Source organism: Kitasatospora sp. NBC_01539, assembly GCF_045040525.1.
GTDB lineage: Bacteria > Actinomycetota > Actinomycetes > Streptomycetales > Streptomycetaceae > Kitasatospora.
The window spans coordinates 8970391-8983262 of record NZ_CP109390.1; the positions used below are offsets into that span (position 1 = coordinate 8970391).

Genomic DNA, 12872 nt, shown 5'->3' on the forward strand with positions numbered 1-12872 from the left:
TCCGGGCTCCTGGAACCGGTGTCCCGCAGACCCTTGCCGAGGCATGCCCCGATAACGATACTTCCGGTAACGAATTGCTGGTCGTCCCGGAGGTTCCCCATGGCAACATCTGCCGCCGCATCCGCGTCCATCCTGGCCAAGCCCCTGATCCACTTCGGGCGCCGCGTTCTGGACCGCACCGCTCCCGGAACCCCGGAAGCCACGTACCGGCTCCTGAACGTCACGCCGCTCACCCCCCACATCGGTGCGGAGATCTCCGGCGTCGACCTCGCCGACCCGATCGGCGGCGACCTCGCCGAGGAACTGCGCCAGGCCCTGCTGGAGTGGAAGGTGGTCTTCTTCCGCGACCAGCACGCCTTCGGCCCGGAGCACCACCTCGCCCTCGCCGCGGTCTGGGGGGAGCCGGAGGCCAACCCGTTCTTCCCCACGGGCGACACCGTCGGCGTCTCCCGCCTGGCCAAGGACGCCATGGCCGTCGGCAACGAGAACATCTGGCACAGCGACCACTCCTTCATGGCCGATCCCGCCCTCGGCTCCGTGCTGCGCGCCGTCGAGGTGCCTGAGGCGGGCGGCGACACCATGTGGGCGGACATGGGCGCCGCGTACGACAACCTCTCCGAGGCCCTGAAGGCCCGGATCGAGAACCTCACCGCAGTGCACGACTGGGTGCCCAGCTGGGGTTCGCTGATGACGGAGGAGCAGATCGCCCGGCTGCGCGAGCGGCTCCCCGCCGTGGAACACCCGGTCGTCGTCCGCCACCCGCGCACCGGGCGGAAGCTGCTGTACGTCAACGAGCCCTTCACCACCCGGATCACCGGCCTGTCCGACGCCGAGAGCCAGGAACTCCTCAACGAGCTCGTCCTCCAGGCCCGCATCCCCGAGTTCCAGGTGCGCTTCCACTGGCAGCCGGACTCCGTCGCGATCTGGGACAACATCGCCGTCCAGCACTACGCGATCAACGACTACTACCCCGCGCGCCGCGTCATGGAGCGCATCGCGATCGCCGGCGTCCCGCTCTCCTGAGCCCCGCGCGCCGCAGCCCCGCCGATCCGCCCGGAGCGCTCGCAGCCGCCCGGCTCGCCGTGCCGACCGGTCCGCCGTACCTGTCCGACGGACCCGCCCGGGCTGCGGTGCCCGCGCCCTCCCGCGTTCCCCCCTGCCAGCACCTCTCCCGGAGGAACCCCCATGACCGCCGCCCACACCCCGGCGAGACCGGGCGCCGAAGCCCCGCCGGCAGAGCGCCCCTCCGGCGCCCGCGCCTGGACGGTCACCGCCCTGCTCGTGGTCTTCATGATGGTCAACTTCGCCGACAAGTCCGTCCTCGGCCTCGCGGCCGACGAGATCCGCGCCGACATGGGCCTGTCCGCGACCGACTTCGGACTCGCCAACAGCGCCTTCTTCCTGCTGTTCTCCGTCGCCGCCGTCGTGGTGGGGCTGCTCGCCGACCGTGTGCGGCCGAAGTGGCTGCTGCTGGGCATGGCCGTGCTCTGGTCGGTCGCGCAGGTGCCGGCCGCCATCGGCGGCGGCCTGGCCGTCCTGATCGGCTCGCGCGTCCTGCTGGGCGCGGCGGAGGGGCCCGCCTTCCCCGTCGCCCAGAAGGCCACGCTGGCGTGGTTCCCCGACCACAGGCGCAACCTGCCCGGTGCGCTGATCACCCTCGGTGTGACCCTGGGAGTGATCACCGCGGCCCCCGGGCTGACCTGGGTCATCCACGAGCACGGCTGGCGGGCGGCGCTCTGGGTGGTCGCGGCGATCGGCGCGGTGTGGGCCGCGGTGTGGGCCGTGTGGGGCGCCGACGGCGGGCACCGCACCGACGACGAGGAGGACGGGCCCGCCGGGAGAGCCCCCGCCTGGGCGGTGCCCGCCACTGCGGACCGCGCCACGTACCGGAGGATCCTCGGCACCCGCACCTGGATCGGCGCCACCGTCGCCTACTTCACCACCTACTGGTGCGTGGCGCTGTCGCTCGTGTGGCTGCCCTCCTACCTGCGCAACGGCCTCGGCCACTCCTCCGGGACCGCGGGCCGGCTGATCGTCCTGCCCTGGCTGCTGGGCGCGGTCGCGCTGCTGGGCCAGGCGTGGCTCACCGGCCGGCTGATGCGCCGCGGGGTCCCCAGCCGCAAGGCCCGCGGCTGGGTCGGCGGCAGCCTGCTGCTCGTTGCCGCGGCCGCCTGCCTCGCCCTGCCGCTGGTGGACGGCACCGCGGCGAAGACCGTCCTGGTGGCCGTCGGCTTCGGCCTGGGCGGATCCTTCGCGACCGTCGCGGTCACCACCGTCGCGGAACTGGCCCCGGCCGCACGGCGCGGCGGTGCCCTGGGCTGGATGAACGCCGCCGTCACCACCGCCGGCCTGATCGCCCCGGCCGTCGTCGGACGCCTCGTCGACGGCCAGGGCACGGCGGGCTACCAGAGCGCCGCGCTGCTCTCGGGCGTGCTGCTGACGGTGGGAGCGCTGTCCGCCTTCACCCTGATCGACCCGGCCCGCGACATCCCGCGCCTGCGCGCCTGACCGGTGCCCGCCGCCCCGCCCTCCCGCACCCCCGCCGCCCCGAGGAGCACTCCGTGACCACCCCGGTCGTCGACACCGCCCTGCTGGACCGAGCCGTCGCCGAGCTCCGCGCAGGCGCCCCATCGTGGTCCGCCACCCCGCTCGCCGAACGCATCGCGCTGCTGGAGCGCATGATGCCGCGCATCGCCGACGGTGCGGCGGAGATGGCCGCGGCCGGTGCGCACGCCAAGGGCTACGGCCCCCGCTCCCCGTGGGCGGCGGAAGACTGGATCGGCGCACCCTGGGCACTCGCCCAGAACGTCGGCGCCCACCTGCACGTCCTGCGTCGCCTCGCCGCCGGGCGCGAACCGCTCGACCCCCGCGCCGTCCACGTGCGCGACGGTCGCACCGTGGTCGACGTCTTCCCCGCCACCGGCTGGGACGCCCTGCTGCTCAACGGGTTCACCGCCGAGGTGCGGATGCGCGTCGGCACCACCGCCCGGCAGGTACGGGACCGCGCCGCCGGCCCGTACCGCGGGCGGCCGACGGGCCCGGCCGTCGCCCTCGTGCTCGGCGCCGGCAACGTCGCGGCCATCACCGCCCTCGACGTCCTCCACAAGCTCTACGCCGAGGGCCAGGTCGTCGTCGCCAAGATGAACCCGCTCAACGCCTACCTGCGCCCGCACTTCGAACGGGTCTTCGCCGAGTTCACCGAGCGCGGCTGGGTGCGGTTCGTCGACGGCGGCGCCGCCGAGGGCGCCCACCTCGCCGCCCACCCCGGCGTGGACGCCATCCACGTCACCGGCAGCGAGCGCACCCACGACGCCATCGTCTGGGGCACCGACGAGCAGGCCGAGCGGCGTCGCCGCGACGACACCCCACTGACCGACAAACCGTTCAGCAGCGAACTCGGCGGCGTCAGCCCGTACATCGTGACGCCCGGGCCGTGGTCCGACGCGGACTTCCGCTTCCAGGCCGAGCACATCGTGACCAGCAAGATGAACAACTCCGGCCACAACTGCATCGCGAGCCAGATCCTGCTGGTGCCCCGGGCCTGGAACGGCACCGAGCGGCTGCTGGCGGAGATCCGGACGGTGCTGCGCGCACTGCCGCCCCGCTCCGACTACTACGCGGGCGCCGCACAGCGACTCGCCGCCGTCCGCAGGGCCCACCCGCAGGCCGAGTCCCACGCCGACGGCGGCTGCCGCCTCCTGGTGCCCGACATCACCGGCCACGACGACATGCTGATCACCGGCGAGGTCTTCGCCAGCGCCCTCGGCGTGGTGCGGCTGCCCGGCGACACCCCGGTCGAATTCCTGCGCCAAGCCGTCGACTTCGCCAACGACCGGCTGCCGGGCACCCTCGGCGCGACCCTCCTCGTCCACCCCCGGACGGAGAAGGAGCACCGCGCCGCGGTGGAGGCCGCCGTCGCCGACCTGCGCTACGGCACCCTCGGCGTCAACTGCTGGTCCGGCGTGGGCTTCCTCCTCGGCTACACCCCCTGGGGGGCCCACCCGGGCCACACCCGGCAGGACATCGGCAGCGGCATCGGCTTCGTGCACAACGCGTTCATGCTGGAGGACGTCGAGAAGACCGTCCTGCGCGCGCCCTTCGCCCCCGCCCCGCGCGGCCTGTTCACCGGTTCCCCGTCGCTCTCCCCCCGCCCGCCGTTCTTCGTCACCAACCGCACCGCGCGGACCACCGTCGAACGCGTCACCCGCTTCACCGCCGCGCCGGGCCTGTCGAAACTGCCCGCCGTCCTCGTCTCCGCGCTGCGCGGCTGACCCCGCCGTCCCGTCCCGAACCGCCCACCCGCGGCCCGCCACCCGAAACGAGACCCGCGGTGAACCTCGCCGACCTCCTCCGCCGTGCCGCCGACACCCACGGCCACCGCACCGCCCTCGACCTCGCCGACCGCTCCCTGACCTGCGCCGAGTTCGAGGACGGCTACTGCATCGTCGGCCGCAAGAAGGACCTGATCATCCGCGGCGGCTTCAACGTCTACCCGCGCGAGATCGAGGAGGTCCTGCACGAGCACCCGGCCGTCGCCGGGGCCGCGGTCGTCGGCGTCCCCCATCCGGCCCTCGGCGAGGAGGTCGCCGCGGCGGTCGCCCTCCGCCCCGGCGCCGACGCCACGGCGGACGACCTGCGGGAGTTCGTCCGGGCCCGTGTCGCCCCCTACAAGTACCCGCGCGACGTCCGGATCGTCGACGCGCTGCCCAAGGGCGCCACGGGCAAGATCCTCAAGCGGGCGATCGTCCTCCGGGCCTCCGGGGGCGATGGCAGCTGACGGCTGCCGGGGGCCGCCGCCGGGGCGCCCGGCCCCGACAGGCGCCCTCCCGTGGCCTGTCGGATAGTGGACGGCGTCGGAACCCTCGTGGGATTGGACGCACATGGACCGCTATCCCCCCATCGCCGACCACGGCCTGGTGGGCGACCTCCAGACCGCCGCCCTGGTGTCCTCCCAGGGCGTGGTGAACTGGTTCTGTTCGCCGAGGTTCGACTCGCCGAGCGTGTTCGCCTCGCTGCTCGACCACGACCGGGGCGGGTACTTCAGGCTGGCGCCCGAACACTCGGACGTGTCGTGCAAGCAGCTCTACTATCCGGACACCGGCGTGCTGGTGACCCGGTTCATGTCGCCGGACGGCGTCGGCGAGGTCGTCGACTGGATGCCGGCGAACACCAGCCGGACCCCGACCGACCGCCACAGCCTGATGCGGGTGATCCGGGCGGTGCGCGGCACCGTGCGCTTCGTGCTGGAGTGCAGGCCCCGCTTCGACTACGGGCGGGCCGGCCACGAGCTGGAGCTGCACCCCCAGGACGCCGTCTTCCGCGCTCCCGGCATCACCGGGCACCTGCAGGCCAGCTTCCCGCTGGAGCGCGACGGGGACGACGTCCGCGGCGCGGTCACCCTCGGCATCGGGGAGTCCGCCGCCGCCGTGTTCACCACGTGCGCCGCCGACGGAGAGGCACCGCCTCCGTTCACCGTCGAGGGCATCACCGACGGGCTGTGGGCGGAGGTCGACTTCTGGCAGAAGTGGCTGCACACGTCCCGCTACCGGGGCCGCTGGGGCGAGATGGTGAACCGCTCGGCCATCACGCTCAAGCTGCTCACCTACCACCCCTCCGGTGCCCCCGTCGCCGCCGCCACCATGGGCCTGCCCGAGCAGGTCGGGGGCGAGCGCAACTGGGACTACCGCTACTCGTGGGTCCGGGACGGCTCGCTCTCGGTGCGAGCCCTGCTCGACCTGGGGTTCGTTGAGGAGGCGACCGCGTTCACGAAGTGGCTGGGCGACCGGATGCACGACCGGGCCGACCTGCCCGGCGAGCGGCTGCAGATCATGTACCGGGTCGACGGCGACCCGCACCTGACCGAGGAGATCCTGGAGCACTGGGAGGGCTACCGGGGATCGCGTCCGGTACGGGCGGGCAACGCCGCCGCCGACCAGCTGCAGCTCGACATCTACGGCGAGGCCCTCTACGCGATGGCCGAGGGACTGGACGTCGGTACGGAGCTGGGCTACCACGGATGGAAGGGCCTCGCACGGACCCTGGACTGGCTCTCCGACAACTGGGACCGCCCGGACGAGGGCATCTGGGAGACCCGCGGCGGGCGCAACGACTTCACCTACAGCCGGGTGATGTGCTGGGTGGCGTTCGACCGGGGGATGCGCCTGGCGACCGAGCTCAGCCGGCCCGCCGACATCCCGCGCTGGCGCAACGCCCGGGACGCCATCCTCGAACAGGTGATGGACAAGGGCTGGAGCAAGTCCGAGCAGGCCCTGGTGCAGCACTACGGCGGCGACGTCCTGGACGCCTCCCTGCTGCTGATCCCGCGGGTCGGCTTCCTCGCGGCGAAGAGCCCGGGCTGGCTCTCCACGCTGGACGCGATGGAGCGCAAGCTCGTCTCGGACAGCCTCGTCTACCGTTACGACCCGGCCGCGTCGCCGGACGGCCTGCGCGGCTCCGAGGGGACGTTCAGCCTCTGCACGTACCTCTACGTCGACGCGCTGGCCCGGGCCGGGCGGGTCCGTCCGGCGCGCTACACCTTCGAGAAGATGCACACCTACGCCAACCACGTCGGTCTCTTCGCCGAGGAGATCGGCCCGAGCGGCGAGCAACTCGGCAACTTCCCGCAGGCGTTCACCCACATGTCGCTCATCATGGCGGCATCCACCCTGGACGAGGCCCTTGACCGGCAGCGGCAACGGGACTGAGCCGGGCCCGCTCGCGCCGGGCCCCGGCGGCCGCCCCCAGAGCCGGGCCGCGTTCGACGAACTGTACGCGCGCCTCAGGGAGTCGGCGGCCGGTGCACGGCCCGGCGGACGCGGAGCACTGGCCGCCGTCACACCCGCGAGGGTCCGCGCCGCGGCGGCGGAGGTCCGCTCCGGCCGGACCGTCACCCTCGCCGCACCGGTCGAGACCCGCGCCGCCCCCGACAACCCGCACCCGGCCGGCCACCGGCTCACCAGCCCCCCGGAGGCCGAGGCCCCGGACACCGGACTCCACTTCGCCACCGACCACTTCTCCATGCACGTCCACGGCGACGCGGACAGCCACCTCGACGCCCTGTGCCACGTGGTCTACGACGGCACCCTGCACGGCGGCGTCCCGGCGGACACCGTGACCGCGGAGGGCGCCACCGCCCTGTCCGTCGAGCTCGTGCGGAACGGCATCGTCGGCCGGGGCGTCCTGCTCGACATCCCGCGGCTGCGGGGCGTGCCGTGGCTGGAGCCGGGCGACCACGTGACCGCCGACGACCTCAGGGCCGCCGAGGCCGCGCAGCGCGTACGGGTCGGGGCGGGGGACATCCTCCTCGTCCGCGTCGGCCACCGCCGCAGGCGCGAGGAGTCGGGGCCCTGGGACGCCGCACACAGCAGGGCCGGACTGCACCCCGCTGCGGTGGAGTTCCTGGCCGAACGCCGGGTCTCCGCACTGGGCAGCGACGGCAACAACGACACGGCCCCCAGCCTCACCGAGGGCGTGGACTTCCCCGTGCACGTCCTGGGCATCCACGCCCTCGGGCTCCACTTCATGGACTACCTGCAGTTCGAGGACCTGGTGCCGCTCTGCGAGGAGGAGGGCCGCTGGTCGTTCCTCTGCGTGGTCGCGCCCCTGCGGCTCCCCGAGGCCACCGGTTCCCCCGTCAACCCCATCGCCATCCTCTGACCCCCGCCGCTCCGCACGGCACCGACCCACGATCCGAGGCGACCCATGGCAGGCACCGAGCACTACGACGTCATCGTCATCGGCACCGGAGCGGGCGGCGGCACCCTCGCCCACCGCCTCGCCCCCACCGGCAAGCGCGTCCTCATCCTGGAGCGTGGCGGCTACCTGCCGCGCGAACGGGACAACTGGGAGTCCACCGCGGTCTTCGTCAAGGGCAAGTACCGCGCCCCCGAGTTCTGGTACGACAAGCACGGCGACCGCTTCCCGCCCGAGGTCAACTACTACGTGGGCGGGAACACGAAGTTCTACGGCGCCGCACTGTTCCGGCTGCGCCCGGAGGACTTCGGCGAGTTGCGGCACCACGGCGGCATCTCCCCGGCCTGGCCGATCCGTTACGAGGACCTGGAGCCCTACTACACCCAGGCCGAGCACCTGTACCTGGTGCACGGCCACCACGGCGAGGACCCGGGGGAGGGCCCGGTCAGCGCCCAGTACGCGTACCCGCCGGTGCGGCACGAGCCGCGCATCCAGCAGCTCAGCGACGACCTGGAGAAGCAGGGCCTGCACCCCTTCCACCTGCCGATCGGCGTGAACCTCACCCAGGACGCGACGGGCGGCGCGGCCCACGGAAGCGTGTGCATCCGCTGCAACCGCGTCGACGGATTCCCGTGCCTGGTGCAGGGCAAGGCCGACGCCCAGGTCGTCTGCGTCGACCCGGCGCTGGAGCACGACAACGTCACGATGGTCACCGGCGCGAACGTCCGGAAGCTGGAGACGGACGCCGGCGGCCGCACGGTGACCGAGGTGGTCGCGGAACTGGAGGACGGCTCCACGGCCCGCTTCCGCGGCGACATCGTGGTGGTGGCCTGCGGCGCCGTCAACTCCGCCGCGCTGCTCCTGCGTTCGGCGAACGACCGGCACCCGGACGGGCTGGCCAACAGTTCCGGCGTGGTGGGACGCCACTACATGCGGCACAACAACCTCGCGCTGATGGCGGTGTCGAAGGAGCCCAACGACACGCAGTTCCAGAAGACCCTCGCGCTCAACGACTGGTATCTCGGCGCCGATGACTGGGAGTTCCCGCTGGGCGGCATCCAGATGCTCGGCAAGTCCGACTCCGACCAGATCCGCGGCGAGGCGCCCCGGTGGGCCGGACTCGCCTCACCGGACATGCCGTTCGAGGTGCTGGCCCACCACGCGGTGGACTTCTGGCTGTGCGGCGAGGACCTCCCGCACCCCGACAACCGCGTCACCCTCGACGCCGACGGCGCCATCCACCTCGCCCTCGACGAGAAGAACAACACCGAGGGGCTGAAGCGCCTGCAGCACAAGCTCCAGAAGATGCTGGGCCACCTGGGCATGCACCCGCACCACCTGCTGCCGCACAGCCTCTACCTGCACAAGGGGATGCCGATCGGCGCCACCGCCCACCAGGCCGGCACCGTGCGCTTCGGCACCGACCCGCGGACGTCGGCCCTCGACCCCGACTGCAGGGCCCACGACCTGGACAACCTCTACGTCGTCGACACGAGCTTCTTCCCGAGCATCGGCGCGGTGAACCCCTCGCTGACGGCCATCGCCAACGCCCTGCGGGTCGGCGACCGCATCGCGGAGCGCCTCGCCTGAGCCCGTCCGCCCGCTGCTCCGTCCGCCGTGCCGCCGCCGACAACGACCCGGCGGTGGCACGGCGGTGGTGTCACCGCGCGACGTCCTCGTCGGTCAGCGGTTCCAGGGCGCCGCGGGTGTCGAGCCGGTAGAGCACGGTCACGGCCGGGCCGATCAGGACGAGCGCGACCACGGAGACGATGAGCATCCACTGCAGGGTGGCGCTCGCCCCCGCGGCTTCCCGGACGGTCAGCGAGGTCGGCACGAGGTACGGCCGTTGGGCGACGCCCCAGGCGGCGACGGCCAGGGCGACGGCGGCGACCGCGCTGTACCGGGCCCATCCGAGGGCCGGGCCGCCGACCAGGAGGACGGTGACCGCCCCGGCCGCCACCGACAGCAGGACGAGCAGCAGCCCCCAGCCGTGGGTGAGCCCGTGGTGGACGTACGAGGCGTCGTCGGCGGTCACGGCGAGGCCGACCGCGCCGACGGTCACCAGTGCCGCGACGGCGATCCGGGCGCGCAGCCGGAAGTAGCGGACGAGCCCGGCCTCGCCGAACCGGCGGGCGTCCGCGGTGAGGAAGACCGCGCCCAGCACGGCGGTCGCGCAGACGGCGAGCAGCCCGGCGATCACCGAGGTGGTGTTGGCCCAGGCGTCGGCGGAGGCCGTGGTGCCCGGGGCGACCCGGCCGGAGGCGACGCTGCCGATGACGGTGCCGAGGAAGAACGGGGTGAGCAGCGAGGCGACCGCGAAGGCGGCGCCGAAGACCCGGCGCGCGGCGACCTTGCGGGTGGGCTTGCGCAGGGCGAAGCCGGCGCCGCGCAGGACCATGCCGACGGCGGCGAGCGCGAGGGGCAGCCACAGGGCGGTGAAGACGGTCTGGAAGAACTCGGGGAAGCCCGTCCACATGAGCACCAGGACGAAGATCAGCCAGACGTTGTTCACCTCCCAGACGGGGGCCATGGCGTGGTCGATCAGCCATCGGGGGCGCCTGCCGCGCTCGGTGCCGCCGGCCAGGAGGTCCCAGAAGCCGGCGCCGTAGTCGACGCCGCCGCCGCAGGCGTACGCGGCGATCGCGAGCAGCAGGACCCAGGAGAGGACGTCGGCGGTCACTCGTGCTCTCCCGGCGCCCGGTCCGGGCCGTCGGAGGGGGGCGGATGCGCTGCGGTTGCGGCGAGTTCGGGGCGCGGGCCGTACGGGGTGTCGGTCTCCGGGCCCTCCGCGGCGGCCGTGCCGCCCCCGGCCAGGCGCCAGCGGGTGCGCATCTTCAGCAGCACGGTGAGGAACGCCCCGAAGATGAGGACGTACACCACCGCCACGACGGCGAACATCGTCCACAGGGAGGCGGCGCGGGTGGGCGTGACCGCTTCCGAGACGCGCATGTTCTGGTAGACGATCCAGGGCTGGCGGCCGACCTCGGTGGTGATCCAGCCGCACTCGACGCAGAACACGCTGGCCGCCCCGGCGATCGCGGCGCAGCGGAAGAACCACTTCGACCGGGGCAGGTCGCGGTGGCGCCACCAGCACCAGGCGTACCAGAGGGCGAGCAGGATGAGCACGCTGCCGATGGTCGCCATGATGTCGAAGGCCCAGTGCACGATGGTCGCCTGGAGCGCGGTCGGCCGGTCGGAGGCGGGCACCGAGGCGAGGCCGGTGACCTGGGTGTCCGGTGTGAACCCGGCGAGGATGGAGTCGAGTTGGGGGATCTTGAGGCCGCCCTTGACGGTGCCGTCCTCCTGCAGGCGGCCGAAGAGGTACTCGGGGACGTGGGTGTCGGTGTCCCAGACGAGTTCGGCGGTGGCGAACTTGATCGGCTGCTTGTGGAAGATCTGCCGCGCGATGTTGTCACCGAGGAAGAACTGGATCGGGGTGAGGATCGCGGCGACGGTGAACGGCACGGTGAAGCCGAGGCGGTGGTAGCGGTCGCGGCGGCCGCGCAGCCAGCCGACCGCGTAGACCCCGGCGACGACGTACCCGGCGGTGAGGAACATCGCGACGACGAAGTGCCAGTACTCCGGCCCGAACATCGGGGTGAAGATCGCCTGGCGGACGTCGACGTCGACCGGGTTGCCGCCGGCGTCGAGGGCGAAGCCCTGCGGGGTGTTCATCCACGAGTTCGCGGCGATGATGCCGAACGCGCCCATGAGGGCGGCGAGGGGCAGCGGCACCGCGAGCCGGAAGTGCGTCCACGGCCTCAGCCGGCGCCAGCCGTAGAGGTAGATCGCGATGAGGATGGCCTCCAGGAAGAACGCCCAGGCCTCGACGCCGAATCCGAGTCCGAAGACGTCGCCCCAGCGGCCCATCATGCCGGGCCACAGCAGGCCGAACTCGAAGGACAGCACGGTGCCGGTGACGATGCCGACGGCGAACTGCACGGCCATCACGGCGGACCACCGCCGGGCCAGCAGCAGGGCGACGGGGTCGTTCTTGCGCAGCCCCCGGTAGTGCATCACCAGGGTGATGAACGGCAGGGCCACCCCGAACGGCACCAGCATGATGTGGGTGGCCAGGGTGAACGCCATCATCTCGCGGGCGGGCAGGAGTTGCGCAGGGGCGTCGGCGAGGAGCCGGGTCACGGTGTCCACCTGCGGGTCAGCCTCCGGTCGCGAAGCCGGGGAAGAGCGTCATGCCGCCGTCGACGTAGATCGTGGCGCCGACCACGTAGTCCATGAGGTCGGAGGCGAGCACGGTCACGGCGTGGGCGATGTCGTCGGGGTCACCGACCCGGCGGTAGGGGATCAGCCTGAGCAGGTCGGCCTCGGCCTCGGGGGTCTCCCAGGCGCTCCGGTTGATGGGGGTGCGGATGGCACCGGGTGCGACCGCGTTGACCCTGATGCCCTTCGGGGCGAACTCCTGCGCCAGGGTCTGCATCATCATCAGGATGCCGCCCTTGGACGCCGCGTAGTTGACGTGCCCCGACCACGGGATGATCTGGTGGACGGAGCTCATGCAGACGATCTTCCCGGCCGAGCGGGACACCTCGGGGACGACGCCCCGGCGCACGAACTCCTTGGCGGCCTCGCGCGCGCACAGGAACTGCCCCGTGAGGTTGACCTCCAGGACCTTGTTCCACTGGTCGAGCGTCATCTCGGTGCTGGCGGCGTCGCGCTGCAGACCGGCGTTGGCCACCAGGACGTCGATCGTGCCGAACTCCTCGACCATCCGCGCGACCATGGCGACGACCTGGTCCTCCTGCGAGACGTCCGCCTCGTGCGCGTACGCCTGCACGCCGAACGACCTGATCTCCTCGACCACTTCGTCCGCCGCCTCGCGGCCGAAGACGTAGTTCACGACCACGTCGGCACCGGCCCTGCCCAGGCCGATCGCGGTGGCCTTGCCGATGCCCGAGTTCGCGCCGGTGACCAGCGCCTTCTGCCCGCGCAGCAGGGGTGGCAGGTCGAGCCGCCGTCCGTCCGAGGCCATGGTCGTCTCCCGTCGTGGGTTCCCGTTCGCTGTCGCAGGCACCCTGCCCGGCTGCGCCGCGCGCCCGGGGTGAGGCTCGCGGTGCGCTCGGCCGATCGGGTGCGGTGATGCGCCCGGACGGGGTACCGCGGTGCGGCCGGCGTCCCGGCCGTGCGGCCGTCCGGGTGCACCGCGCCGGGCGCGGCGATGG

9 protein-coding genes and 1 pseudogene are annotated in these 12872 nt (G+C 72.9%); 7 read left to right on the forward strand and 3 right to left on the reverse strand.

Going from position 1 to position 12872, the window contains the following annotated elements; genetic code table 11:
• Nucleotides 1-99: 99 nt before the first annotated feature.
• The 7 genes and pseudogenes from OG335_RS38935 (at nucleotide 100) to OG335_RS38965 (ending at nucleotide 9282) form a co-directional block, all read left to right on the forward strand.
• Entirely contained in the window at nucleotides 100-1023 is a 924-nt protein-coding gene (locus OG335_RS38935) for a TauD/TfdA dioxygenase family protein (RefSeq protein ID WP_405009134.1), read from the forward strand.
• Between the two features lie 162 nt (nucleotides 1024-1185).
• A complete protein-coding gene (locus OG335_RS38940) occupies nucleotides 1186-2508 on the forward strand; it encodes an MFS transporter (protein ID WP_405009133.1) in 1323 nt (440 codons plus the stop codon).
• Nucleotides 2509-2561: 53 nt separating this feature from the next.
• Complete coding sequence (locus OG335_RS38945; RefSeq protein WP_405009132.1) at nucleotides 2562-4271, forward strand: aldehyde dehydrogenase family protein; 1710 nt, start codon at nucleotides 2562-2564, stop codon at nucleotides 4269-4271.
• Nucleotides 4272-4426: 155 nt separating this feature from the next.
• Nucleotides 4427-4777: pseudogene (locus tag OG335_RS38950) on the forward strand (AMP-binding enzyme); the annotation flags it as partial.
• A 103-nt stretch (nucleotides 4778-4880) separates the two neighbouring features.
• Nucleotides 4881-6704, forward strand: a complete 1824-nt coding sequence (locus OG335_RS38955; RefSeq protein WP_405009131.1) for a glycoside hydrolase family 15 protein — start codon at nucleotides 4881-4883, stop codon at nucleotides 6702-6704.
• A 61-nt stretch (nucleotides 6705-6765) separates the two neighbouring features.
• The gene (locus OG335_RS38960; protein WP_405015280.1) at nucleotides 6766-7656 is read left to right on the forward strand and encodes a cyclase family protein; all 891 of its coding nucleotides are present in this window, start codon (nucleotides 6766-6768) and stop codon (nucleotides 7654-7656) included.
• Between the two features lie 45 nt (nucleotides 7657-7701).
• The gene (locus OG335_RS38965; RefSeq protein ID WP_405009130.1) at nucleotides 7702-9282 is read left to right on the forward strand and encodes a GMC oxidoreductase; all 1581 of its coding nucleotides are present in this window, start codon (nucleotides 7702-7704) and stop codon (nucleotides 9280-9282) included.
• Nucleotides 9283-9352: 70 nt separating this feature from the next.
• Here the strand turns inward: OG335_RS38965 and OG335_RS38970 are convergent, their stop codons facing one another.
• From OG335_RS38970 to OG335_RS38980, 3 genes are all read right to left on the reverse strand, one after another.
• A complete protein-coding gene (locus OG335_RS38970; RefSeq protein ID WP_405009129.1) occupies nucleotides 9353-10372 on the reverse strand; it encodes a cytochrome d ubiquinol oxidase subunit II in 1020 nt (339 codons plus the stop codon).
• Nucleotides 10369-11784, reverse strand: coding sequence for a cytochrome ubiquinol oxidase subunit I (locus OG335_RS38975; RefSeq protein ID WP_405015279.1), 1416 nt, complete (start codon nucleotides 11782-11784; stop codon nucleotides 10369-10371). Before OG335_RS38975 ends, OG335_RS38970 begins: the two co-directional genes overlap by 4 nt.
• Before the next feature lie 67 nt (nucleotides 11785-11851).
• Entirely contained in the window at nucleotides 11852-12682 is an 831-nt protein-coding gene (locus tag OG335_RS38980) for an SDR family oxidoreductase (RefSeq protein ID WP_405009128.1), read from the reverse strand.
• Between the last annotated feature and the right edge of the window lie 190 nt (nucleotides 12683-12872).

Bases quoted from the DNA above. Each gene is read 5' to 3' on its own strand.
- OG335_RS38935 (WP_405009134.1), top strand. From the start codon at position 100: ATGGCAACATCTGCCGCCGCATCCGCGTCCATCCTGGCCAAGCCCCTG.
- OG335_RS38940 (WP_405009133.1), top strand. From the start codon at position 1,186: ATGACCGCCGCCCACACCCCGGCGAGACCGGGCGCCGAAGCCCCGCCG.
- OG335_RS38955 (WP_405009131.1), top strand. From the start codon at position 4,881: ATGGACCGCTATCCCCCCATCGCCGACCACGGCCTGGTGGGCGACCTC.
- OG335_RS38965 (WP_405009130.1), top strand. From the start codon at position 7,702: ATGGCAGGCACCGAGCACTACGACGTCATCGTCATCGGCACCGGAGCG.
- OG335_RS38975 (WP_405015279.1), bottom strand. From the start codon at position 11,784: ATGATGGCGTTCACCCTGGCCACCCACATCATGCTGGTGCCGTTCGGG.
- OG335_RS38980 (WP_405009128.1), bottom strand. From the start codon at position 12,682: ATGGCCTCGGACGGACGGCGGCTCGACCTGCCACCCCTGCTGCGCGGG.